The sequence below is a fragment of the Paenibacillus sp. sptzw28 genome (assembly GCF_019550795.1).
Classification (GTDB): Bacteria; Bacillota; Bacilli; order Paenibacillales; family Paenibacillaceae; genus Paenibacillus_Z.
The window spans coordinates 483759-508515 of the sequence record NZ_CP080545.1 but is presented as its reverse complement, the minus strand read 5'-3'; the positions used below and the strand labels follow the sequence as shown (position 1 = coordinate 508515).

Sequence of the window (24757 nt, the reverse complement as noted above, 5' to 3'; positions counted from 1 at the left end):
CCGCCTTGCGCCGGCGCTCCTTACAAGCGTGACCAGAAATGGTCCGATCCTAGGCGAATCACTCGATAAGCTAACGTCACTTCACAACAAGCAGCGCTTGAATGAAAGCTTTCATACCCATATATGTTGTCGTTGTTGTCCAGCGGTTCAGCTTGTCATCCTCACCTTGGATGTACCAGCCCAGCTTCTCATGCAATTCCCTGGAATAGAGCGACGGGTCGCGTTGTGCTTCCTTAATCAGTTGTTTGATAAGATTAGACCAATCGCGGCCTTCCTCGCCATAGGAACGTTCAGGATACGTCTTGGCAAGAGCAAGGGCCGATTCATATATGCCTTCGGTATACAGATTGAGTGCCAGCATGTTCCCCACGAACCGGTGGCTGCGGTCTCTGCGCAGTGCAAGCGTGAATTCCCTTTCAGCTTCCTTGAGTTTCCCTTGCTTCATTAACGCCGTCGCGTAAATCGACTGAACATAAGCGGAAGGCGGGTCCGTAAGGGTTCTGATGTACTGCTTATAATACGCGTTGAATGCAATCCAATCTTCATTGGTGTAATAGTAATCCACAAGCATATAGATATAATTCTCAGCGGGGTTAAGTTCTATCATCCGCTTAATATAAGGCAGCGCCTCCTTCTCCGCCTCCTTCTTCCCGAGAATCGAAGCCTGCGATTGCAGTAACCGGATCACCATGCGAAGACTATGGATATCGCGGGGATCCTTTTCCAACGCATTCTTATAGGCTGAAAATGCTTGTGCCGGACGGCGTTCCAGCAGTGTTCGGTCACCAATGGTCAATTTCCGTTCCTTCAAATAGAAAAAAGGCAGGTTGCCCATACTCTCTTTATTCAACCGGTAGCCGCTGCTTCTGGACAACAGACGACCGTTCCGGTCATAAGCTTCAATGTCCCACGAGAAACGTGCCTCCGTGTTCGCATAGCCGAGCAGCGTCGCCGGTTCAACCGTTGACCAATCGCCGCTCTTGGCAAAGGCCAATCCCGTTTGCATATCATACATCGTTTCAATGGGAATTTGGATATAATGATTCCTAATATTTGTACGAAGGATGGTGCCTACCGATCCATCCTTTATCGGTATTTGACCGTTGAGTTGGTAGTAAGCTGCACCTTCGACAGGCTCCCACTGAAAATCAACCTGCTCCCCGGTTATCGTGCGCTGATTGACCGGAGAGATCAATTGAAGCAGCGGATGGAGCACGACTTCCTCCGATAACCGCTCGTTGCCTTTCACATCTATCCATTCATCGTTCTGTACCGGCCATGTCCAGCCGTCAATTTGTTCAAACGAGAGTCCGAGATACAGCTGGTAGCTATCCGGCAATACCCCTTTGAATGAGAAATTACCGTGCGTATCCGTCATCGTTTGGTAAGGCTCGCCCTCTACAACACTATGGTTAACGTCAGTCCGATTTCGCAAAAATACACCAACATATGGCATCGGGGTTCCGTCGCTTTGTTTGACCGAACCATTTACGGTGGAGGCGACTTTTCCGCCTTGTTTTATTGCGCGCTCAAGTTTTTCTTTCAATATGTCCATCTGCCCCTCTGTAACCGATACACTTTTTTCTTCCGGAAATTGCTCTGTTTTCTTGCCTAATTCCCTTCTATGCTCATCGAGCGCATTATTAATCTGATCGAGCGCTTCCTTCAAACTGCCCCGGCTAATGAGGAGTTGCGCGCGAAGCCTTGCAAGCTCGCTGTCCATATAGGACCGTGACGGGCCCAACTGAACGGCCATTTGATCTATAACCTGTTCGACTGTGTCATCATCTCCGTTGTTCACAGCGAGTCTGGCCCTATCCAGCATTAAGCCCAGCCGCTGAGAGTCGTTTAGTTTGCCTGTCAGCCGCTTCTCCCCAAGCTCCAAAGCCTGCATCGCCTGGTCCTGCTTGCCTTCCATATTGTAATAATAAGCAAGCTGTCTGGCTGTACGTGCCAAGTAACCATCTACCGGGCCGCCCTTTAAATAAGCCTCAAGATACGGCTGCTTCTCAGGCCAACTAAAGTGCGTTACCGATCCCTCATCCCCGTTCACTTGTGACGATCCGGGACCGACATAGACATCATAGTGTGCCGCCAACGAATTCGGACCTTGCTCGATAATTTTGGTACGAATGAGCTCCCACTTTTTCTTAGCGGTAAGGGATCCGTTAATGAGCTCAATTACAGCTTGTTTACCATTGACGCTGCCTTGATCAAACCGTTTCACGGCAACGAACGCTTTCACATTGGGAAGTATTACATACCCGATCAGCGGCAGCAGAATGAAGGCCAATGCGATCAGCAGGATCAAATGCTTCACTTTTATTTTAATTTTCATGAGCTGCCACCGCCTTCTCGAAGTCTTCCTTCCAGTAAGTGCTGCCTCCGGCCACAATTAAATGGCGTTGCTCCCGATCAACGGAATGTCGCCCAGCAGGGGAACCGAAATTAAGTGAACCATAGATCACTACTGTGGCGAATAGGAGCAGGAATGCCGCGCAAACCGGCAGAAGAGGGACCTCGATCTCTTTGTTCCATATCGACTTGAGCCGCGCCTGCCATGTTGCCGGATGCGTTCGTTCAAGCACTTCCATCTCTCGTGTAAAATGAAGCTCTCCCAATTCCTCATCCAAGCGCCGCTTAAAAGAGTCCTGCTCGCGATCCATCTTCATATCCCTCTCCCCCCTCAATGATCCGTTTCAACTGCAAGCGGCCTCTGGCCAGCCTTGCCTTGACCGTATTTTCATTACATTGCAAATACCCGGCAATCTCTTTAACACTCATTTCGTTGTAATAGAAGAGAGTGATCACTTCGCGGTATTTATAATCAAGACTATGAACAGCGTCGCCCAGCCGCTCATTCCGCCATTCGGTCAATATGATCTCCTCAGGGCCGGGTTCGCGTCCCACCTCCACCTGTTCCATCCGCGCAAAAGGAAATAGATGCTTCCAGCTCCACGTCCGTTGCTTCATTCGGCACCGGTTGATCGCAATCTGAATCAGCCAGCCTTTAAGTTTGACCGGATCCTGCAGTTGCCCGATTTTATTGAACGCCTGGATGAAGGTGTCTTGAACCGCTTCTTCTGCCGCCTGCCGATCCTTTAGCAGCAGGAAAGCCATGCGCATTAAATAATCGCCGTATTGATGCATAAGCGCCCGAAGCGCGGTTTCATCTTTCTCTATTAGTTTCTGTATGACATCCAGGGCGCGCTCCCCCTCTCATGCACTTATGATGCAGCTCCGACCCTTTAGGTTGCAAATTCATGAAATTATTTTGTTACATTAGATTAAAACCAACCCAACATAACGTCGAGAAAAAAAGGAATAAGTGTTAGTTATCTTTCTCAAGTTAATTACCGGTTGAAATCCTTAAATTTGAGGACGTCAGAGCAGTATACAATGTTGCGGAAATATACCCGCTCGCCATCAATGCATGAAACGATCTCATTCGAATCGAGTATATTTAGTGTTACTTTGTGCTGCTCGCTCGCGATGACAATCGGCCTCATGGTAGGGATGTACTCCACTGTCTACATCGCCAGCCAGGTCTGGCTGCTGCTGAAACGTAACACCCTAAAACAGGCTGCATCTCCTGATGTGAATTTTTCGGACGAGCAAACATTGAGTACGCCGACAATAATGTAGGAGCGCAAAACACTACTCAGTGCTTGCGCCCTTCTGAGTCGACTAAGCACGCTGCATTAGATATTCCGCCCAAAGACGATTACAATGGAGACGAGTACCATTATTTAGCTAAGGGAAGGATGATTCGGATGGCGGACTTGAATCAGAAGCTGAAGCAATATGCGGAGCTGATTGTTAAGGTGGGCGTCAACGTCCAGCAGGGACAGGAGGTATTCGTCAACTGTGCGATCGATATGGCGCCTTTGGCGCGGCTTGTGGCAGAACAGGCCTACATAGCCGGTGCAAGCAGCGTCCACGTTGATTGGACGGATGAAGCGCTCTCCCGGCTCAAATACGAGAAAGCCGCTGACGAGGTGTTTACTTCGTTCCCGGAATGGGAAACGGCCAAGCGCAATTCTTTCGTAGAGCGCGGAGCGGCTTTTGTGGCCATCATTTCCCCTAATCCGGATTTGCTCAAAGGCATCGATCCGAAGCGAATCGGCAACTATCAGAAGGCCGCAGGTCAAGGCTTGGCCGAATACCGGCGGGCGGTCCAATCGGATAAAGTGAGCTGGACGGTTGTCGCGGCTTCGTCCAAAGAATGGGCGATGAGGGTGTTTCCGGGTGTAAGTGCCGAGGAAGCGGTCGATAAGCTGTGGGATGCGATATTCGCTTCGGTCAGACTGACGGCCGGCAATCCCGTTGCAGCCTGGGAAGAGCATAACGGCAGCCTGCATGCAAAGGTCGAGATTCTTAACGAAAGACGCTTCCGCAAGCTGCATTATCGCGCCCCGGGTACGGACCTTACGGTAGAGCTGCCGGATAAGCATCTGTGGGTAGGCGCATCAAGTACGTCCAAGGACGGGGTCAGCTTTATGGCCAACATGCCGACGGAAGAAGTGTTTACCGTACCGCTCCGCGAGGGCGTGGATGGATATGTATCGAGCACAAAGCCGCTCAGCTATGGCGGCAATATAATCGACCGCTTCAAGCTGACGTTCGAGAAGGGACGCATTGTGAAGGTGGAAGCGGAGGAAGGCCAGACTATTCTGCAGCAGCTGGTCGACACCGACGAAGGGTCGCACTATCTGGGCGAAGTCGCGCTGGTGCCGCATGAGTCCCCGATTTCACAGTCGAATATTCTCTTCTACAATACGTTGTTCGACGAGAACGCTTCGAACCATTTCGCGATCGGCAGCGGATATGCATTCAATATCGAAGGCGGTAAAACGATGTCTCCCGAAGAGCTTGCCGCAAGCGGCGTCAATTCCAGCATTACGCATGTCGATTTCATGATCGGCTCGGCCGAAATGGACATAGACGGGATTATGGATGACGGAACGGTCTTTCCGATCTTTCGGCAGGGCAATTGGGCTGTCTGAGTTCCCGTCCATTCTTATAGCTTTCTAAAATAGATCGCCCCTCACTTTGCCCGAAAGGCAAGGGTGAAGGGCGATTTCTGTTTTAGCCGCGGTCCGTGTTATTCTCTTTATTCAATCAACTCGGAATTCACATTAAGAATCGAATGTACAAGGCCGGGGAACAGCTGCTCGAGATCCTCGATTCGCAGAGAATAATAATGCTGGGTCCCTTCTATCCTTAGCTTTGTGACACCTGCCTCTCGCAGGACCTTCAAATGATGCGTCAGCGTCGATTTCGGTATCTCGAGCTCATGGTAAATCGTACAGTTCTGCTCGAACTTTTCACTTAGGCTCTTCACGATTTGCAAACGCCGGGGATCGCTTAACGCATGCAGAACGGAAGACAATTTTATTTCATTGATGGAAGGCTGGTATGGTTTTCTCATGCCATCATTTTATCACAGTCCATATCAAATTCAAATGAACTAAATCATTAGTACAATGGAAAGAAATAAAGGTTGACTAATGCTGGGAAAATGATAACATGCAATTGTACGATGTTTCTAGTACATTAAACAAATGGTACGTGTTGACTTATTGTTCGACACTCACGGAATTCAAACCAAAGGAGCCGGTATGTATGAATCAAGAAGTGCAAACGAATGGCAAGGTCGCCCTGGTCGCAGGAGCAGGCGGCGTCATCGGCCGCAATCTTATCGATCACCTCCTGACGCTCGCAGATTGGGACGTCATCGGCCTGTCGCGGCGCGGAGGAGTCTCGTCAGAACGCATAAGATACGTGGCGGTGGACCTGCTGGACCGGGATGACTGCAGGGAGAAGCTTGGTGGTCTCTCCGAAGTGACGCACATTTTCTACGCCGCATATCAGGACCGGCCCAATTGGGCCGAACTCGTGCAGCCCAATGTTGACATGCTGGTTAACGTCGTCGAGGCTGTCGAAGCCGCTGCATCCGGCCTGCGCCACGTAAGCCTGATGCAGGGATATAAAGTATACGGCGCGCATCTGGGCCCCTTTAAGACGCCGGCCCGCGAGACCGACGCCAATCATATGCCGCCGGAGTTCAATGTCGACCAGCAGAGCTTCCTTGAAGAACGGCAGAAGGGCAAACCCTGGACATGGTCGGCGATTCGTCCCAGCGTAGTGGGTGGGTTCGCGCTCGGCAATCCGATGAACCTGGCCATGGTCATCGCAGTATATGCCTCGATCTCGAAGGAGCTGGGGGTGCTTCTGCGGTTCCCGGGCAAACCGGGCGCATACGATAAGCTGCTCGAAATGACGGACGCCGGGCTGCTCGCGCAGGCCACTGTATGGGCGGCAACTGATGAGCGCTGCGCTAATCAGGCGTTCAACATCAATAACGGCGATCTTTTCCGCTGGAGCGAGATGTGGCCGAAGATCGCCCGGTTCTTTGACCTTGAGACAGCACCTCCGCTGCCGATGTCGCTTGACATCGTCATGGCCGACAAAGAGCCTCTCTGGAACGTCATGACCGAGAAGTACGGACTTGAACGGCACCCCTACAAGGATGTATCGTCTTGGGGCTTCGGCGATTTCGTATTCTCATGGGATTACGACATGTTCGCCGACGGCACGAAGGCGCGCCGGTTCGGCTTCCACGAGTATGTCGACACCGAAGCGATGTTCATGAACATTTTCGAGGATTTCCGCCGGCGCAAGGTGATTCCCTGAGCCGTAATCGCAAGCCGTATCGAATTAAAAATGCCGCTCTACCGAACACCGGGAAGGCGGCATTATTTATAAAGAACCTTTTAAATCCTATCACTGCACTGCTTGAAGCTTCCAATCGTCTCCGCAAGCTGCCTCTCCAGCTGCCGGCGGGGCCATTTGGTCTCATTACGGGAAAGGTCCTGAAGGATAAGCCGGATCATCCAGATGGAGAACGCACAGGTAAACCTTGCATACTCGCGCATAAACGCCGGTCTATCTATCCGATGGCCACCGAGTTCGGCCTGCTCGGCATATGCCGCCAGCAGCCGGTCCCTGATGCGTCCCGTAACCGTCTTCGGAAAAACGGGATGCGACATGTCGATAATGTGATATAGATCCCATAAGCGCGAATTCAGGTGAGTATGCTCCCAATCGAGGACCATAAGACGCTGACCCGCCAACGCGTAATTGCCCGAATGAAGATCTCCGTGCGAGAGCACACGTTCCCTGGAAAAGGGCTCCCTTTCCAGCGCCGCGTACACGGATTCAAGCTTTCCCGTTGGGATTGAGAGCGCTGGCATATCGCGCATGATTTCCGCTCTGTCGCTGAACAGCTCCGCGGCTACCTCTTCGATGAAGGGCTTCGGACCTCTCAGCGGCGCCTCGGCCAAATGCCCTGAAGGCAGCGCATGCCACCAGGCCGTATGCGCCACAACTTTAAGCGCGAGCGCTTCCCGGAAGTCGTGACGGAGAGGGCCAAGATCCTCAAATAAGATCCAATGCAGGCCGCTTGCAGCGTCGGATGAGCCGGCAATCAGCTTCGGATAAATTTCCGGGAAGGCGGGCAGCACGTGCTCGTATACCCACATCTCCTTACCCCATTGGTCGTTATTGGTTAGAGGTTTGAATATATAACTCTGCGATGGAGTAAGATAGATTCGCTCCACCGCTTGTCCGTTCATGCCCAGGTACAAAGTTTCTCTCTTGATGATATAATTCGCATTCAGCGTCCCGTCCGGCATGACGATATCAACAGGTATCCCCATTTGATCATCCGCTTTCCCCGCTTAGGGCAAGTCTATCAGCATGAACCTGCAGCCTCCGAAGGATTCGATATCAAGCTGCGTCATATCCGTAATCCGGGCGGCGTCGCGCTTACCAAGCAGGGATGTCCGGTTTAACATAAGCTCGCCCTCGATAACGAACAAATAGATTCTGCGGCCCGGCCCCTGTGTGAAGCTCAGCGTCTTCCCCGCTTCAAGATTCGACATGTAGATGGTTAAATCCTGGTTGATGAAAGTAACGCCCTCTGATTGCAGCCGGCCCGAAACGACCGGGAGCAGCTCATTCCTCGCAGCCTCCTGGTCATATGGCCGCTGCTCATAGGAAGGCGTTAAGCCTTTTTCACTCGGTAAAAACCAAAGCTGAAGCGAGTTGGTGGCTTCATCAGGCGAGGAATTCATCTCCGAATGGAGGATACCCGTGCCGGCGCTCATGCGCTGCACTTCGCCGGGTCTTAGGATTTCATTGCCGCCGGTATTATCCTCGTGCTTCAATTCACCCTTCAGAACGAAGGTGACGATCTCCATATCACGGTGGGGATGAGTCCCGAAGCCTTCAAGCGGCTGAATCACATCGTCATTAAACACGCGAAGCGGACCGAAGCTCATGTTCTCGGGGTCGTAGTAATCCGCAAAAGAGAAACTGAAATTGCACTGCAGCCAGCCATGATCGGCTGAATGTCTGTTCTCTTCCGGGTAGATCTTAATCACTTGGCATCACATCCTTTTTGGCTAACCTTTTGATTTCACCTTACTTATTGAAAGTATGTGTTATACTTATTTTTGTCAAGTTTTTCGGCCAAGGGAGGCGTATTTATGAATCGTTTGTATATCAGACATGCCGTAGGCAGCATGCTCTTATTCGATACGGAGAAGCATGGCGGCAGCTATGTATTGGAGCAAATCGACGGCGGGTGGAAGTTTACGATCGGAATCAGTGACGCAGATGTGGCGGAGATGCTGCTGCGATTTCGAGATGAATTGAATCTATTCGTTATTCCTGAGGATAATCCGAATCAGAAGTATTGGTTCTACTCCCGCAGCGGTGCGCTTCAGGTGGACAAGGAAGCGAAGCAGGCGGTTATAATCGCCGATTCCCGGCTCGATTACACAGTGTGACGTTTAGCACGGCATAGCGATAAACATTACTCTATCTCTAGATTTCAAGAAAGCCAACCTGGCATGCGTGCCCGGCTGGCTTTCTCTTGTCTATTAATGTGCGAGCGTTGTCCCCGCGATCACTTCAATGCCAGGCGGCGGCATTAGCTTACTCTACCAAAGAGATGGCTTGGCCACCATAAACCACAGCATCACCATTAAGAGACCGATATAGATCCAGACCGAACGGCTGAGCTTTCTCATCAAGACATCCTTGTCCTGTTCAGGCTCGCTGAACTTTCTTAGTTTCGGCGAGAACGCGCGGGCCAGGAAGAACAACGAGCTTGCCAGAATGAGTACGGTCATTACAATCCACGAGGTCGTCCATGCCCACGAACCGACGATGACAAGCAGTATCCCGGAAACGACCAGTATATGACCGGCATGCTTAGCCAGCCTGACAGCCGACCTGAACGTGTCTACGTATGCTTGCTGTGCCAGGCCTTCCGCGGCCCGCAGTTTCTTGACCATCGGAAGCAATATGAAGAAAGGTCCGATAGACATGATGACGCTCAGAATATGAATATACAGAAGCAGTCGGTGCAGTATATTCACGCTTCGAACTAATCCTGTGCCGGGCGAAACTCATGAACCCATACTCTCATATGAGGCAGCCATGGCATTCCGGGATGAATCGACAGAATGGATTGCTTATATTCCTCCACAGTCGCGTAGCCCTCCTGGCGGGCATGCTCATCGGTCAACTCGCCAAGCGACTGGGAGTAGACCCGTTCAACGACAAATTGGCGGTCCTGCAGCGTCATGATTTCGCCTACATCCGCATATCTGCCGTTACGGCGTGTCGCCGTCTTCTGCCCGGCAAGCACCCGCTCGACATCGGCAGGGAGCGTAACCATCCGTTCGATCGAACAAGTTTTTGGCGGCAGATCAGCATGTTCCATAGTTTTCTCGTTGTGATTTGTCATCAGTTAAGCCTCCTTATTTTCGTCTAACCCACTTTAGCATAACGGCTCGTCCTTTGCACCTTTCGCAAGAGGCTGCCAACATGGCAGGCCATGTGGCGGGAAGGTCCTCAACGGCATAATATGATGCATCCGCACAATTTCATTATAAACGGAGATGAAAAAATGCCGCTTCCCAAAATAGATGTACTGATTCCGGCAATCGAGAAGGATTTGGGCACCCTCCCATATGTCATTGACAGTGTGAGAAGCATGGTCAAGCATCCGATCGGCAGGGTCTTGATTGTCTCCCCGAACAGCAAACGAATGAAACGGTTGTGCAAACAAAAGGGCTGCACCTTTATTAACGAGAACACCGTCCTGCCGATTACAAAGAAGAACATCCACTATCGTTCAACAAAATGGGAGCGGTCGGGCTGGCTCTACCAGCAGCTGCTCAAGCTGGGCGGCGATACATTAAGCTCGCAGAAGTTTTATTTGGTCATTGACGCCGATACGGTGCTTATTAGGCCGCATGCTTTCCGCACTACGGGCGGACGGACCGTCTTTTACTGCCGCAAGTGGAGTCAGCCGGAATATTTCAAAACCTACCGGAAGCTGCTCGGACAGAAAGCCGGGTCCCCCAGTTCTTTTGTAACCCATTACATGCTGTTTGAACGCTCGAAAGTGAGGAAGCTGAAAAAAACAATTGCAGCCAGGCATCAAACTACGTGGTACGGCGCAATTATACGCAGCATCAACAAGAAGAAGCAGTTCGGTTTCTCCGAGTTCGAGACGTACGGAAACTTCCTCCACGCCCATTATCCCGGAACGCTCGCACGAAAGCCCGCTCTTAACAAAAGCTTGCACATAAAGGCATCCCGGCTGTCGGCAGCCAAGCGCAAGCGGCTCTCTCTCAAGTACAGGTCCATTTCCTTCCACCAGCGTTAAGGGTACTCGAGGAAGCAGCAGCAGAGATAAGCCGGTCCGTTCCTTCTGAATAATATGGCGGCGTTACACATCGCGAGCATGAACGAGATGGAGACGGCCGCTTTCTTTAATAGCGCCGACTGAAATAATGGATCGGCATGTTTGAAGCGTTCAAAGTAAGATAAAACATTTCTCCGCAATCTTATTTGTTTCTAATCGAAAGCAGGTTTTAGACTATTACAGTATGCTTGGATTTTGGTGCGACTATGAAATGGGTTTTGTCGAACGCGAAGGTCTAACGTTGATAATTCATGAAAGTGATGAAGTAAATGCAATCATTCCAAACTATCCGACTCATGGCGAAAATGCCGTAAACGTCTATGCAATGGTAGAAGGCATTGATAATTTGTATGATGAATTTAACTCTAAAGGGGCAGTTTTTCAATATCAACTAAGAACAAATGAATATAAGATGAGAGAGTTCGCAATAAAAGACCCGCAAGGGTATACGATTGGTTTTGGCGAATCACTCGTATAAGAAAGTGACAACCTATTTCGCTAACAGAGCCCCTGACCGTGAGCCTCGCCCCCTGCGGGTTTCACCGGAATCAAATGTTCAGGAATGTTGAATTCTTGACGGACGCGATCGGGGTCAAAGCCAGTCTATCTTTACTTTGTAATTTGATTATTTAATCTGACTTGCACCAAGCCCAAGCTTTTTGAGAAGATTCGTTAACTGTATTTTTTCCTCGTTACTTATGAAAGACATATTTTCAGATATGACTTCAACGTGTTGAGGAAAGATTTCATTAAATAAACTTTGACCTTTGTCAGTTAGAACTACATTTGAAGCTCGACGGTCTGTTGGACTTGGCTCCCTTTTTACGAATTCTTTCTTTTCAAGCTTATCGACAACGTAAGTGATGCTCCCACTAGGAATAGACAATTTTTCGCTAATTATTTGGATGGTGTGGGGTCCCTTATTATAAAGCAGCTCAAGAATCATAAAATTCTCCGGACTAATTCCGTGCCTTTCTATATCTTTTACGACATGATCAAAAATTGTTTTACTAGCCTTCATCCAGACACGGAAAAGCCGTAAATCAATCTGACTCTGTTCATCACCTTGATACATTCACCGAACCTCCTATTCCACAACTTAAAAATTACAATAGGTTATTTTCGTTTATTGTATAAAGGATAATCAACTTCAGTCGGAACTTCAATCAGGAAGATTCTAATATCTTTATCGAAAGCTTGAATGGCTGCTTCTCCACCCTGTTCTGATTGAACGATAACAAAATCTTTATGTGCAAAACGAGTTGGTTCATTCATGTCTAATGAAAAAGCTCCATCGCCTCTGATGGCTAAACCCGCTAGTGTCCGGTTTGGAGCAAGACTATGGGTATATACTGTACCATTTGGAATGCGGATATCCCACATACCTGCATCTGTCACAATTTTCATCGGTGAATCGTTTCCTAATATTGTTTTAATTGTCACACCATCTTTATCGGTTAAGGAAAACTCATTAGAGTCGTATTGCAAATAAATAGGTGCACGTTTTACTGCCTGGCTTAAATGCGGTTCAAACCAGATTTGTAAAGCTTCCGTTGGTTCTTTTAATGCTTCTGCATGATACACACCAGAGCCTGTCTGCATGAGCTGAGTGCCTCCAGCATCTACAACACTTTCCGTACCAAGCGTATCACGATGATAAGCTTTACCTTCGATCACATAAGTAATGATTTCAAAACCTTGATGTGGGTGTAGACCAATTTCTGCAGGTCCCTGAGAATTCCCCCAAGCCCAGTAAAATAATGGTCCCAGCCGATTTATTAGTGATCCTTCTCCAGAAAAGCCAATTGGTTTTTGTTCTTTTATTTTACCGCCATCGAACTCCCCGTTCGCTTGATCCTGTGGTTGTATAATCTTAACCTCCATTTGTATCCCTCCTATAGGTTAATTGGCTATTTAAACAAGCAATGATCCGAAGTTTATAACTAATATTACTAATCCCAGAATTAATAAAATGATCGGCATCATCATTTCTTTGAAAGTATCCTTTATTTTTATATGAGTAGAAATAGCTCCGATCATCGTGGCAGCAATGAGCAAACCACCCCCAGCAGCCAGTGTCTCATACCAAATACCTGCAATCACTAAGGCTGCCGAAATGAGTTCTACTATTCCTGTAAATATTCTAAACCATCCGGGATACCCATAATGCTTAAATCCTTCCACAATTTGCTTTGATCCGAGCTTCATAAATCCAAACATGAGGAAACCTAATCCTAATAAAACTTGAAGAATAATTGATAAAATACCCATTAATTTTTCTCTCCCTTTACCGTTAATTATCCTAAAGTTATTTATCCTTGATTTAGGATAAATATATCCTACCATTAGGATATATTGTATGTCAACAAAAAAACAGTACCAATTCCGAGAAATTGCAGTGTTTTCCACATAAAAAAAGAAGCAGCTTCCTCAATTTGAGGAAGTCTGCTTCATACGGTAAATCAGATTCAAGCAGGGCCGCTTAAGAAATCAATAACCAATTCGGAGAACTTCTCCGGCTCCTCGAGACTGGGTGCGTGGCCGGAATGCTGCATCTCTACAAATATCGAATTCGGGATATAAGACGCAATCTCTATGCCCTTGGCGGGCGGGTTTAATCCGTCATACTTTCCGTTAATGATTAGCGCGGGAGCAGAGATTTGATGCAGTACAGGTCGAAAGTCGAAGCCTTCAAAAGCCTTGTTAGCCGCATCCGCTTCCTGCGGGGACAACGCCAGCGGCTGCGGCAGTAAAAATTCCGGACCCACTTTCTCCAAAAAACCCGGTGCAAACACATGATCGATCAAATAAAGCCTTTGCTCATGTTCATTCATACCCGACATCTCGGCGGCATGGCTCTCATAAAAAAGCTGCGATGATGACTTGGTGCCGTGAGCTTTGGATACGACAAGGATCAGTTTATGAATCCTGCCGGGCTCGGATGCGGCGACGCCCTGAGCGATGTAGCTGCCTCCCGATTCGCCGATGAGGTTAGTCTTTTCGATTCCTAACTCATCCATTAATGCCAGAGTATCGTTGATATGATCGTCTAAAGTATAGCTTGAAGGCTTATCCGACCTCCCATGGCCGCGGCAATCATAGGCAATCGTTTTGAACGATTTGGACAACCATTTAATAGTAGGATGCATTGAGGTTGCATTACCGCCAAGACCGTGAATTAAAATGACCGGCTCTCCTTCACCTTCGATCTCAACGTACAGGTCGACTCCGTTTACATAAACGAGTGACAAGGCACCGTCCTCCTTTTCGTTTACAGGCATTATTTACAAGTAATGATACCGAAAAGAAGCTGAAGATGCCACGTTTTCACTGCCATACGGCGCCGACGCAAGCTTCCGGTTATATTGTTTATAACGGAGCTTCCATTCCGATTCCGATCCACTCTTCCTTGGTCGGACCGTAGATCCCGGTTACAGGAACTCCCGCTTGGCGCATCAACACGGTTAACTGGCCGCGGTGGTGAATTTCATGCCTCAGAAACATGGACAGCGTATAACCGTTCTTCCATTGCTCACCGAAGATCGTAACAGATTCCTGCAGCTGATCATCCTTCCACTGCGTTCGTACCGCCTCGATAATCGCTTGCGAAGCGGCGTGATACGATTTCGCAATAACCGAAGCGGATGCAGGGGCATTGCTGTGTTCCGGCGGAGCTTCAAATTTCAGGCCGGTTGGTGTGAGAATTCCACCCGATGGCACCAGATGCCAAGCTAGATGACCGATTGTGCGAAAACCCGGGGCGACCTCCTGCTTGAGGGAATCGTCCGTTAGGGCATTCAGCAGCTTCTGCGTAAATTCAGACTCGTTCCGGTATTCGTCAACAAAGCTTTGTATAGTTACATACATTGAAAAACCTCCTTATAATGTTGTTAGTGTCATTATAAAAGGTCTCCACTGACAACGGTGTGTCAGCGATGCAGGTTTATTTTAACCGCGTTTACCACTATTTGCGCTTCGGTTCTACGCATACACTATGGTAAAATTACCTGACAGCAATTCATATCCGGCAACGGGGTGTTAGATGTGTTTAGCGAACAAGAAAAAGAAGCGCTGTACAAGATCATATATACAAGAAGAGATATCAGGACGTTTCTAACAGACCCCATCCCTCCTGAAGCCATAATGAATTTATTAGATGCAGCACACCACGGCCCTTCGGTAGGTTTCATGCAGCCATGGAATTTTATTTTGGTTACGCGGGAAGAAATCAAAGCCCGACTCGCTTGGGCAGCCGACAAAGAAAGAAGAGCACTTGCCATTCATTATGAAGACGACCGGCAGGACCAGTTTCTGAGTCTGAAAGTGGAAGGTATACAGCAAGCTCCACTTACTATATGTGTTACGTGTGACCCCACACGGGGAGGTTCTCACGTATTAGGACGAAATTCCATTCCTGAGACCGATATGTTATCCACTGCCTGTGCTATACAAAATATGTGGCTCGCCGCTTGTGCAGAAGGTTTAGCAATGGGTTGGGTCAGCTTTTACAAAAAGAACGATGTGCGTGATATTCTTGGTATCCCACCGCACATCGAGCCGGTTGCGTTGTTATCTGTCGGGTACACCGAGCATTACCCCGCGAAGCCGATATTGGAATCGGCTAACTGGGAAAAGAGAAAGGAGCTTCACGCCCTTATCTTTCATGACGCTTGGGGAGTAGGTGAAAACAGCACTCCATAACTCCGTACAAAAAATGAAAACGAGCCATCCAGTATGTGGATGGCTCATTGTTCGTTTCCTGTCCTCTGCGTAGATTGCTTTCGTTCAATGCCTAATTTCCGGAAGTCAGAACATCAGAAGCTCCAAATAAATCCTTCATGATGAAGTAAGATTTTTTCAGGCGTTCATGATAGACCGGGATATCCCACTTATCCCAGTGATACTCGTACATGTCTTTAGCCATTAGAGAACCGTTTGTCGGCTCCGGAGAAGAGTAGGAGACGGCAGCTCCGCCAGGAGCTTCGCTTGTTTCCTTGTTGTCCGGACGATAGGAGAGCACAGAAACCTTAAATCCTGATATTTCTCTTTTGCTTGCCAGACCATCCTTCCATATGTCTCCCATAACCTCATGTGTGCTCGGATCCTTAACATTAAGCAGCTGCCAAGGAATCCTCACCTCCACAACATGCTCCTTTGCGTTATATGAAACATCCGTTAAGGAATCAAAATTCGGGCTGTCCGGATTTCCGTTTCCGTATGTTAACGCACCTGTTTCAAAAGCTTCCAAAGGCAGCTGAAGTGTTTTACCATTGACCTTCGGAATCTCCAGAGGATAGTTTAAGAGCAGCTTCATTGTGTGAAATATTCCGTTATTCTTCTTGTTTGCGTACTCCAGGCCCGGCAGTAATTTCTGAACCGAACCGTATTCATAATAGAAAGTGTCATAATAACTGTCAACCCATATCCGGGATTTTTTCGGCCCCTTAAGATCGATTGCGAAATCAATTCCCGCATCCGTCGTAAGTCCGCTGCCGCCGGGTATGCGCTGCTGGCCTTGGCCCGGTATAGTATCAAGCAGAATCATCGCCCCAACCTTGGACCAATCGAAGGGACGGGCCACCTTCTCGAAATCAATTCGGAAATAAACGTATCGATCGTCGCTGATAACGTACCACTGTTTGATTTTTCTATCCTGGTCGTAGCCGTCCGAAGCGGGTAAGACAGCTCCAGACTTTATCGGCACTGGCGGCGTATCGTTCTTATTCCAATCAGTTGTATCACCGTCAACATACATCGCTGTTTTCTCATCGCCGGGGTCAAAACTGAGCAATCCGAATTGCTGCTCGCCGGTTTGAGCATTCGACCAGAACGGCCTGCGATCGGGGTTATCCACTTGATCGGTATTCCATGTGCGCTTAAACCATTCATCCTGCCAGGAAAAGATGATTCCACCAGCCATGCCTTCGCTGCGGATATCCTCGAACAGGTGTGCATCGATATTTCCCTGCTCCTGCTCGGAATGTAACCCCTGGTCCCAACCATTTATGTTACGGTGCGCCATTCCGCGTGAAGACGGGACACCAAACTCGGCGATAAGGACGGGCATATGATGCGCTTGCTTCAGATCATGAAGATAGCCGGCATAGCTGTTCTTCTCTCCCCGGGCATCGACATACCCGGTATATTTAGTTTCATAGTTTAAAAATTCAGGATAGTACGGATAAACGTGATAAGACGCAAAATAACCGCCATGGAATTTAGGCTGCTCTTGAATCACGTTAGGATTGACAGAGACCCAATCCTCCAAATACATCGGCTCTGATGGATGGCTGAGCAGATCGGTAGTCACCCAATTCGTAAAGCTGATAGGACGCTGCCACGAATATTGGCCGGTCTCATAAGCGGCGATCTCATCCATTGCGCCCGCTAGCCATACTTCAAATGGAGATGCATGCTCCGTGCGGAAATATGTGCCGACAAAATCAGGCTTTCCCTGGTGTTTCTCATTAGTGGATTTCACCATCTCGGGATCCCATTCGATGCCAAGCACCCAGCCGATTACGTACTTAGAAATATCCGCCCGGTATTTCCCGGATGCATGTCCGGGTCTTGCAGGAAGATCGGCTTGTCCATGTATCACATCGACTGTTCTTTTAATATCCTCATTAAGTTCCTTTGTCACGTCCTCATTGTAAGCATCTTTGGAAGAGATCAGTTTATCTTCATCAATCCAGATGCCATGGAGAACGTAGAGCGGATGGCTCGCTCTGGCATTGTACTCCGACAATGCTTCATAAAAGGCAGGCGGATGCAGTGTGTAAATCCGGATTACATTCGCATTCATGGAACCGATTTCCTTGAACCATTTTAAGTATTCATCTTTCGTGATAGCAGCTTCGCCTGGAAAGTGGCCCGGCTTGGCCATTCCCATATTGACGCCTTTGAGCAATATATTATGAGGGCGGCTATTCTTGTCATACAACTGCAAATATTGTTTTCCCACATTGGCCGGGAGCGTGACCCCTTCGACTGTCGCGGTATATGTATTCTCAATCGGTTTTTGCCGAAGAAAAACACCGGCCACTAACAATCCGGCGATAATGATCAACGCAAGATAGAACCTTTTCTTTTTAAGCAAACTGAACACCAACCGTTCCCTCCGAAATAAATCCCACTATGTCGAAACCCCTCGGCGTTTCATTGCTCCCCAGCCGCGCTTCTTACCCGTAATAACTGTAATTACCGCGTAAAACCGCCAAACTGTTAGGATCGGACGGAACCAGAAGACTTCCGATAAAGCGTATAAGAATAATTTATTTAATTCACTTATTTTTTGATGCTTCCCGAGCCGCCATTCTTCCAATAAAACGGCCCCCATCGATAAAAATGAACCATAGATTACCATTAGCAGAATGAGCGGTAATGTGTCCGGTAAATAAATCGTACCTGATGCGAGTCCGGTGGTCATGACTACGTAACCGATAAATTCAACGAGCGGACCGAGCAATTCCACAAATACAAAATAAGGCATTGCAATAATCCCGATTCCTTTATATTTCGGATTGAAAATCATCCCTCTGTGGGCCCATAAGCTCTCGAATAAACCCCGCTGCCATCGAATTCTTTGATTTTTTAAATACTTGAAGCTGTCCGGAGCCTCGGTATAACATACAGGATCGGCTACAAATTGGATCTTCGCGCCCCATTTGTTCTCGATATTGAGGCGGTGCAGACGTACGACAAGCTCCATATCTTCCCCGACCGTATCCGCCTTGTAGCCGCCGGCTTGAATGACCCTGGCCGTTTTGAACACACCGAACGCTCCCGATATAATAAGTAACAGGTTATCCCTGCTAAGTCCAACTCTTCCCAGCAGGAATGCGCGCATATACTCAATGGTTTGCATGATAAGCAGGGGATTCCTTGAGAGCTTCAACTCCTGCATTTGCCCTCTTACAATTGTGCTGCCATTGGCAATGAGTACATTACCGCCGGCAGCGAGTATTTCCTGCTCACTGTTCTCTACGATCGGCTTCATGATCTTCAGAAAGGAGTCGGGCTCGAGAATGGTATCCCCGTCAATGGAGGCAAAGTAAGGGTATTTAGCAAGGTTGATGCCCACATTCAGCGCATCCGACTTCCCGCCGTTCTCCTTATCGACTAATAGAAGTTGGGGATAAATTTCCGAATAATATATCCCTCTTACCGGCTTGGTTTGGATACCATTCCGTTTTTGAATCACCCTGTTTGTTGCCGGAACAAGCTTGAACCGGTCGATTACTGTTTGAAGGGTCCCGTCTTGGGATCCGTCATTAACAATGATAACTTCATATTCCGGGTAATCTAACCTGCCGCTGCCTGTAACCAGCGACAATACCGTACCAATAATACCCGCCTCTTCGTTATAAGCGGGGACTATTATAGAGATAGGAGGTGTAAACGAAGAAGTTTTGACCTGCCGGTAAGGTTCTATATTGTGCAAACCGCGTTCTCTCTTTAGCCGGTTATAGGCTGTGATGAACATCAAGAGGTAGAACAGACATACGATCATCAAATAAACAAAAATGATTGCCGTAACGAATTCAAATACAATAGACATTACGTTCAAGAAACTACTCATATTCCGTACTCCTGTCGAGCCATTCTCTAGCAATATTCTTCGCAAAAGCATCTTCATGCGTATTAGCGATTGAGAGCAGCAATTCCCTGCCCCGTCTATATTTTCGAATCGATTTCGCCGCATTTGTTCTAACATTGTAATTTCGGTCCGTAATCAGTGTCTCGAGATAGGGAATAAAACCATCCACTCGAATTTGTCCCATTAATTGAGCTGCCATCAACCGCTCGCCAGCTGCCATGCTGTCCTTCCACTCACCTTTACTTAAGCTGTTCTCAATCATTCGGGTAATCACGAAGGGTGAAGTAATATATCCCAGGACGGAGATTGTCTTAAGCGCCCTTACCTTTAACTCTCTGTTTGGGCCTTCCAATAGTGATTCCAATAAGTTGTGCAGTTTTTCGGATCTCAGGTTTTGGTCGCGAAATACATCCAGCAGCCCCAACTGCCAATTTTGAGGAAGTTCATGGAATAAGTCGACGTAGCTATCCAGATTATCATGGTTGACCAGGCGGTTAAGCAGCTCGTTCAGGAGAAATGGAGGCATATCGTTGGAAGACTTCAACAGATCCTGAAGGTTCGTATAATCAAAGTGAGCCAAGAGCAGGTAGATTTGAAATCTCTCTTCCGCAGAGCATTTCTTTCTTCCAAGAAGAATTAACAGGTCATCCTGCATGCTCTTCAGCTTGAATAAATCGATGAAATACAAGGTATTAACGCGAACACTCCATAAGGGGTCCGTGAGCCTCTTGCGGTATCTTGGAACCATATATTGTTCGACGAACAATTTCACCGGGTTATTGACCGTATCGGCTTTGTAGCTGCTGAGATAATCGCTGAAAAAATCTTCTATCGCCTGAAAATGAAATTCAGCTTGCGGAGCAAATTTCTCAGCGCCTTGGCCGTTTATAATATAACTTTCTATTGCCGGCATATGGAGTCTTAACCAGGCTTTCTTCTTCTGCCCGAATCTGTTGCCCCTGTATTTGCGCAGGACTAAGTACAAATACATGATAAGCAGCACGAAGAACATGAAGAAGGTTAACAACAATGCTAAATTGGGATCGATCGTGATCATCGTGAACCTCTGAATAAACGGTTTATACGTGCGCGGAGCTCCTTGAGGCTGAACGGCTTTATAAGATAATCATTAGCACCTTTTTGGATAGCAAGTGCGATTTCGGATTCCGAATCCCTGCTTGTGAGCATGATGCACAAATATCTTCTGCGGTCATACTGCGTACGAATTTTTTGAAGGATCTCGAGGCCGTCCATCTTAGGCATTATTCTGTCAATTATGAGCAGGAATCGTTCATTCTGTCTATGCCAGGGATCATTAAAGAACTCTTCGCCGTCTGCAAAGCTTCTCACTTCAACCTCAAATTCTTCCTCGCCGATATCGCTCAGCTGCATTCTCAGAAGCTCTCGGATAATCCGGTCATCATCAATAATTCCGACCTTCAGCTTTCTTAATGCATTGCCTGTTTCTTGTTCTCCCCCGTCGATCAGGAGCTCTTTCCCGTCTTCGCTCTTTTCTTCCGGCAAGAACGGCACCAGGGATAAGCATTGGCGGGCCGTTTGGCTGGAATCAATAAAATCGACCACTTTGGCTGAGAATGTCGCTGTTGTCTCGCCTTCCGGTGTGTCAAATTTAATTTGCTTAAACTTGGTCATCAGCCGGCCTAACATTTTGAGAGCATCATCCCTGTACGTTTTTGGGAGCACAAGAACAAAGCCCTGTTGGTATCGGGCAACCGAATCTGCCGGACGGAGACTTTGCTTGAAAAAATGCGCCAAACCCTTCATCATTTCATGTGACGTTTTATATCCATGTGATTGACGTACCCTGTGCATTCCGTCTAATTCAATGTAAACGAGTGCAAACGATTCGTGCGACCGTTTCATGTCATTGAGCAGATCCTCTATTTCCTGCTCCAGGAAGACCTGGTTCTTCACGCCCGTCATCTGATCAATCAGGAGCTGGCTCATGATCCTCTTCCGCTTGGCCAACAGAATCTGCAATTCCCTTGTCATAGTCAATGAGTTAATCGGACTTTCCATGATAATCTGGGCGAATGCGTATTTCTTATAAAATTCAATTTCAATAGAAGGCGTGACTACAATAACAGGAATGTAATTATTGTCACACAGATCAATGATTTCTTGAAATGCATCTGTGCCCTCTTTGCTAATCAGAGAGGTATGAATAATGACACAATCCGGATTCAGCTCGTAACACAATGCCGTACCCGCGGCTGAACTCCCTGCTTCCACCATTTGAATTTGACTTCCGATCGCATCTTTAGTGGCAGCATCAATCTGACTATGAAGCAGCAGAACCAACTGGTTGTCGGATTCAATCAGATTATGCCGCTCAAAACTATTAACTCTATATTCGTTCAAAACCGTTCACCCCATAAAAGCTGTAGCTCTAATAAAGCCATCTTAGCATAATTTTGTCGAACCGGCAGGAAAATTTTTGTTGTCATATTCGGTTACATGTTGATCCATTCACAGGCTTACAACTTGATTTAAAGATTTAATTAACCATTATTTGGTATATTATAGCATATTCTACTTATACAACGTTATATTTTGACTTAAATAGTTGGACATGTTGTTTTTTTAATCTCCAATAAGTATATAAATAATGTAAATAATAAAGATATATGTACTCATAATAATTCGACAAATAGTGACGGATTATTTTGCTGGGCAATATTGAAATAAGCTTGTTTAAGCCCGGGATACCCGAAATAATCTCATTAGAATATAAGCTTGTTTATTCACCCAAGACATTTCGTAGTTCAATATATCTAAATATATATTTACAACGTTTTTTGCCCGTGGTAAACTTTTGTGCATGAAGGAAACAATAAGCACTATAATACATATGATTCATTAAGATAAATACCTGAAAACTTTTAGATTTTTTTTGGCCAAAAGTTTCCTATGGAAAAAATAATTGTCTTATGGAAAAACAAAAACAAGGAGGAGCTTTAAGTGAAAGTAATAAAAAATGTATATTTGTTTCCATTTCTTATTGTTTTAATACGTGTTCTTTTTGGAATAGGTTGGTTATTAGCAGGGACAACCAAAATTACTGAAAAATCATGGTTTAAGGAACCAGGTTTGTTTTTGAGAGAGTATTTATTGAATTCATTACATGAACCTAATGTCCCGACATTTTATAAAACTTTCATTGAAAATATAGCTATAGAACAGGTGATGGTTTTGAACTATGTTATCCCAATTGCCCAAATTATACTTGGCATATTCCTTATAGCAGGTTTATTTACCATACCTTCTATCCTTATTTGTCTCTTTATGCACATAAACTTCATTCTTTCTGGAAATATGAATTTAATAAGTCTTGTTCTTTATACAAGTGCGTTTTCATTGATTATTTTCAGGTCAGATGTATATCACTTCAGTCTCGATAAATATTTTAATTTATATACTCTGTTGACCATCAACGGACACAAAAGTGAAAAAACAGTCTCCGTGCCATCTAATCAAGAACAACTATCTATTAATCTTTAAATCGGTATTCTAAACTAAGTAGCATTGTACCAATCCAAAAGAAAACCCTATTCAACATCACCCCCCCCAAATACTCGGTATGTGCTATTTGTGGTAAGGTTCCCCTTGTTTGATCTTAAACGGACAAAACACCTCTTTTCCATAAAGAAGACTTCATGGAAAAGAGGTTATATATTCTTCACTCAGATTTTATGATTGCATCTCCATTATCCGCTGCCGCTCGAAGATCAAGCTCACCACGTACTTTCGCGCATCTGCCGTCAGCAGCAGTAACTCCGCATGCTCCGGCGAAGATTCATCCCTTACGAATCTCACCTTGGTGCCATCCAGGTCTTCCTTAACCGAGGCAACCGAGTAACCTTCGCTCAATAACGCATCGATTTCCTGCTTCTCGTTCCAGAATTCCCTGAAGGCGGACATCAGAACACGCCTCCTGCCGTTTTATCCTTGATTGGCAGCTTACCGGGCTGATTAAATCTTTTGCGGTGCAAATACTGCCCGTAGCCCGGAGTCCCGACGAACTGCTTGTCGCGGATGATAAATTCGCCTCGGACCAGAACCGATACCGGTTCCCCGGTTATCTGCATTCCTTCGAACGCATTGTAATCGACATTCATATGGTGGGTTTCCGCGGATATGGTCCTCTGTGCGTGGGGGTCGAAAATGACAATATCCGCATCGCTGCCGATTGCTATCGTGCCCTTCTTCGGGAAGAGCCCGAACAGCTTGGCGCTTGCCGTAGAGATAACGTCCACGAACTTATTGAGCGAGATTCTCCCTTTATGGGCGCCCTCCGAATATAAAATGGAGAACCGGTCCTCGATCATGGGACCTCCATTCGGTATTTTCGAGAAGTCATTAAGCCCGAGCTCCTTCTGCCCCTTGAAGTCGAATGAACATTGGTCGGAGCCGACGGTTTGCAGCTGACCGTTTAATAACGCGTCCCATAATACATCCTGATTCCACTTCTCCCTAAGCGGCGGCGACCAGACATATTTGGCTCCCTCGAAATCGGGCTTCTCCAGGTACGATTGATCCAGCATCAAATACTGCGGACAAGTCTCGCCATAGACGCGCAGCCCTTTATTCCGGGCTTCCGCGATCTTCATCACGGCTTCGGCGCAGGTGACATGCACGACATACAGCTGGGAATCGGCCAGCTCCGTCAAGTTGGCCGCCCTGCCGGTCGCTTCGCCCTCGAGCACCGGCGGTCTAGTGAGCGCGTGGTAGACCGGTTCGGTGTTGCCTTCCTCCAGCGCCTTGTCGATCAAGTAGGCGATGACATCGCCGTTCTCCGCGTGAACCATGACAAGCGATCCATGCTCCTTTGCCATCAGCAGGGTCTTGAAGAGCGTACCGTCGTCGGCCTGAAGAACGTTCTTATAAGCCATAAACACCTTCAGCGAGGTGATGCCCTCCTCCTCGATGATCTGGGGGAGCTCGAACAGAACGTCATCGTTGACATCGCCGATCATCAGATGAAAGCCGTAGTCGATGACCGCTTTTCCCTTCGATTTGGCATGCCATGTCTCAACCGCTTTGCTGAGCGGCGCGTCCTTGGAGGTCAGACAGAAATCGATAATGGTTGTGGTGCCGCCATAGGCTGCGGCGATCGTACCGGTCTCAAAGTCGTCCTTCGTGACCGTACCGCCAAACGGCATATCGAGATGGGTATGCGGATCGACGCCGCCTGGAAATACGTAGCAGCCCGATGCGTCGACGACTTCAGCGTCCTCAGCGTCCAGATCGACGCCGATCATGACGATAACGCCGTCATCAATGAGAATATCGCCGAAATACGTATCCGCCGCCGTAACAACGGTTCCGTTCTTGATGATTTTCTTCATGGC

The 24757-nt window shown here is 47.5% G+C and carries 27 protein-coding genes; 8 read left to right on the top strand and 19 right to left on the bottom strand.

Translation table 11 applies throughout. The annotated features are described in order from the left end of the window. Window positions 1–76: 76 nt before the first annotated feature. From KZ483_RS02365 to KZ483_RS02355, 3 genes are read right to left on the bottom strand one after another with little or no spacing between them, the layout of a single operon-like run. A complete protein-coding gene (locus tag KZ483_RS02365; protein WP_220351190.1) occupies window positions 77–2338 on the bottom strand; it encodes a carboxypeptidase-like regulatory domain-containing protein in 2262 nt (753 codons plus the stop codon). Beyond that, window positions 2328–2672, bottom strand: a complete 345-nt coding sequence (locus tag KZ483_RS02360; RefSeq protein ID WP_220351189.1) for a hypothetical protein — start codon at window positions 2670–2672, stop codon at window positions 2328–2330. Before KZ483_RS02360 ends, KZ483_RS02365 begins: the two co-directional genes overlap by 11 nt. Beyond that, entirely contained in the window at window positions 2641–3150 is a 510-nt protein-coding gene (locus KZ483_RS02355; protein WP_220351188.1) for a sigma-70 family RNA polymerase sigma factor, read from the bottom strand. The genes KZ483_RS02360 and KZ483_RS02355 overlap by 32 nt, the downstream gene beginning before the upstream one ends. A gap of 249 nt (window positions 3151–3399) precedes the next feature. Here KZ483_RS02355 and KZ483_RS29015 point away from each other — a divergent pair, with 249 nt between their 5' ends. Together KZ483_RS29015 and KZ483_RS02345 are read left to right on the top strand one after the other, a co-directional pair. Next, a complete protein-coding gene (locus tag KZ483_RS29015) occupies window positions 3400–3645 on the top strand; it encodes a hypothetical protein (RefSeq protein WP_397376143.1) in 246 nt (81 codons plus the stop codon). A 128-nt stretch (window positions 3646–3773) separates the two neighbouring features. Then, window positions 3774–5006, top strand: coding sequence for an aminopeptidase (locus tag KZ483_RS02345; RefSeq protein WP_220351186.1), 1233 nt, complete (start codon window positions 3774–3776; stop codon window positions 5004–5006). Window positions 5007–5113: 107 nt separating this feature from the next. On the opposite strand, the gene KZ483_RS02340 is transcribed toward KZ483_RS02345, so the two are convergent. Then, window positions 5114–5431, bottom strand: a complete 318-nt coding sequence (locus KZ483_RS02340) for an ArsR/SmtB family transcription factor (RefSeq protein WP_220351185.1) — start codon at window positions 5429–5431, stop codon at window positions 5114–5116. A 194-nt stretch (window positions 5432–5625) separates the two neighbouring features. Between KZ483_RS02340 and KZ483_RS02335 the strand changes: the two genes are divergently transcribed. Next, window positions 5626–6696, top strand: a complete 1071-nt coding sequence (locus KZ483_RS02335; RefSeq protein ID WP_220353214.1) for an SDR family oxidoreductase — start codon at window positions 5626–5628, stop codon at window positions 6694–6696. Between the two features lie 80 nt (window positions 6697–6776). On the opposite strand, the gene KZ483_RS02330 is transcribed toward KZ483_RS02335, so the two are convergent. Further along, complete coding sequence (locus tag KZ483_RS02330; protein ID WP_220351184.1) at window positions 6777–7721, bottom strand: aminoglycoside phosphotransferase family protein; 945 nt, start codon at window positions 7719–7721, stop codon at window positions 6777–6779. A 21-nt stretch (window positions 7722–7742) separates the two neighbouring features. Continuing rightward, window positions 7743–8447 carry a pirin family protein gene (locus KZ483_RS02325; RefSeq protein ID WP_220351183.1) on the bottom strand — a complete coding sequence of 235 codons (705 nt, stop codon included), beginning with the start codon at window positions 8445–8447 and terminating at the stop codon, window positions 7743–7745. Between the two features lie 105 nt (window positions 8448–8552). Here KZ483_RS02325 and KZ483_RS02320 point away from each other — a divergent pair, with 105 nt between their 5' ends. After that, the gene (locus KZ483_RS02320) at window positions 8553–8855 is read left to right on the top strand and encodes a hypothetical protein (RefSeq protein WP_220351182.1); all 303 of its coding nucleotides are present in this window, start codon (window positions 8553–8555) and stop codon (window positions 8853–8855) included. Between the two features lie 153 nt (window positions 8856–9008). On the opposite strand, the gene KZ483_RS02315 is transcribed toward KZ483_RS02320, so the two are convergent. Both KZ483_RS02315 and KZ483_RS02310 read right to left on the bottom strand, forming a co-directional pair. Next, window positions 9009–9443: a hypothetical protein gene (locus tag KZ483_RS02315; protein WP_220353213.1), complete on the bottom strand. Its 435-nt coding sequence runs from the start codon at window positions 9441–9443 to the stop codon at window positions 9009–9011. A 14-nt stretch (window positions 9444–9457) separates the two neighbouring features. Beyond that, a complete protein-coding gene (locus tag KZ483_RS02310) occupies window positions 9458–9820 on the bottom strand; it encodes an ASCH domain-containing protein (RefSeq protein WP_220351181.1) in 363 nt (120 codons plus the stop codon). 162 nt (window positions 9821–9982) lie between these two features. On the opposite strand from KZ483_RS02310, the gene KZ483_RS02305 reads away from it, so the two are divergent. Then, complete coding sequence (locus KZ483_RS02305) at window positions 9983–10747, top strand: DUF6492 family protein (protein WP_220351180.1); 765 nt, start codon at window positions 9983–9985, stop codon at window positions 10745–10747. A gap of 160 nt (window positions 10748–10907) precedes the next feature. Next, complete coding sequence (locus KZ483_RS02300; RefSeq protein ID WP_397376176.1) at window positions 10908–11264, top strand: VOC family protein; 357 nt, start codon at window positions 10908–10910, stop codon at window positions 11262–11264. Between the two features lie 147 nt (window positions 11265–11411). Here KZ483_RS02300 and KZ483_RS02295 read toward each other — a convergent pair whose 3' ends face one another. The 5 genes from KZ483_RS02295 to KZ483_RS02275 all read right to left on the bottom strand — a co-directional run bounded on the left by KZ483_RS02295 (window position 11412) and on the right by KZ483_RS02275 (window position 14653). Continuing rightward, on the bottom strand, window positions 11412–11861 hold the full coding sequence (locus KZ483_RS02295) for a MarR family winged helix-turn-helix transcriptional regulator (protein WP_220351178.1): 450 nt from the start codon (window positions 11859–11861) through the stop codon (window positions 11412–11414). A gap of 41 nt (window positions 11862–11902) precedes the next feature. Then, window positions 11903–12670 (bottom strand): pirin family protein, encoded by a 768-nt coding sequence (locus KZ483_RS02290; protein WP_220351177.1) that lies wholly within the window; start codon window positions 12668–12670, stop codon window positions 11903–11905. Between the two features lie 30 nt (window positions 12671–12700). After that, window positions 12701–13057: a DoxX family protein gene (locus KZ483_RS02285; protein ID WP_220351176.1), complete on the bottom strand. Its 357-nt coding sequence runs from the start codon at window positions 13055–13057 to the stop codon at window positions 12701–12703. Window positions 13058–13254: 197 nt separating this feature from the next. Then, complete coding sequence (locus KZ483_RS02280) at window positions 13255–14037, bottom strand: alpha/beta fold hydrolase (protein WP_220351175.1); 783 nt, start codon at window positions 14035–14037, stop codon at window positions 13255–13257. 118 nt (window positions 14038–14155) lie between these two features. Next, entirely contained in the window at window positions 14156–14653 is a 498-nt protein-coding gene (locus tag KZ483_RS02275; protein WP_220351174.1) for a DinB family protein, read from the bottom strand. 177 nt (window positions 14654–14830) lie between these two features. On the opposite strand from KZ483_RS02275, the gene bluB reads away from it, so the two are divergent. Then, window positions 14831–15487: a 5,6-dimethylbenzimidazole synthase gene (bluB, locus tag KZ483_RS02270; protein ID WP_220351173.1), complete on the top strand. Its 657-nt coding sequence runs from the start codon at window positions 14831–14833 to the stop codon at window positions 15485–15487. A gap of 91 nt (window positions 15488–15578) precedes the next feature. Here the strand turns inward: bluB and KZ483_RS02265 are convergent, their stop codons facing one another. From KZ483_RS02265 to KZ483_RS02250, 4 genes are read right to left on the bottom strand one after another with little or no spacing between them, the layout of a single operon-like run. Beyond that, entirely contained in the window at window positions 15579–17894 is a 2316-nt protein-coding gene (locus tag KZ483_RS02265) for a hypothetical protein (RefSeq protein WP_258881509.1), read from the bottom strand. Window positions 17895–17921: 27 nt separating this feature from the next. Then, window positions 17922–19367 carry a glycosyltransferase family 2 protein gene (locus KZ483_RS02260; RefSeq protein ID WP_220351172.1) on the bottom strand — a complete coding sequence of 482 codons (1446 nt, stop codon included), beginning with the start codon at window positions 19365–19367 and terminating at the stop codon, window positions 17922–17924. Beyond that, the gene (locus KZ483_RS02255) at window positions 19360–20442 is read right to left on the bottom strand and encodes a HEAT repeat domain-containing protein (protein WP_220351171.1); all 1083 of its coding nucleotides are present in this window, start codon (window positions 20440–20442) and stop codon (window positions 19360–19362) included. The genes KZ483_RS02260 and KZ483_RS02255 overlap by 8 nt, the downstream gene beginning before the upstream one ends. Further along, window positions 20439–21767: a response regulator gene (locus KZ483_RS02250; protein WP_220351170.1), complete on the bottom strand. Its 1329-nt coding sequence runs from the start codon at window positions 21765–21767 to the stop codon at window positions 20439–20441. The genes KZ483_RS02255 and KZ483_RS02250 overlap by 4 nt, the downstream gene beginning before the upstream one ends. A gap of 600 nt (window positions 21768–22367) precedes the next feature. On the opposite strand from KZ483_RS02250, the gene KZ483_RS02245 reads away from it, so the two are divergent. Then, window positions 22368–22907: a DoxX family membrane protein gene (locus KZ483_RS02245; protein ID WP_220351169.1), complete on the top strand. Its 540-nt coding sequence runs from the start codon at window positions 22368–22370 to the stop codon at window positions 22905–22907. 189 nt (window positions 22908–23096) lie between these two features. Here the strand turns inward: KZ483_RS02245 and KZ483_RS02240 are convergent, their stop codons facing one another. After that, window positions 23097–23327 carry a hypothetical protein gene (locus tag KZ483_RS02240; RefSeq protein ID WP_220351168.1) on the bottom strand — a complete coding sequence of 77 codons (231 nt, stop codon included), beginning with the start codon at window positions 23325–23327 and terminating at the stop codon, window positions 23097–23099. Beyond that, window positions 23327–24754 (bottom strand): dihydropyrimidinase, encoded by a 1428-nt coding sequence (hydA, locus tag KZ483_RS02235; protein WP_220351167.1) that lies wholly within the window; start codon window positions 24752–24754, stop codon window positions 23327–23329. The genes KZ483_RS02240 and hydA overlap by 1 nt, the downstream gene beginning before the upstream one ends. Between the last annotated feature and the right edge of the window lie 3 nt (window positions 24755–24757).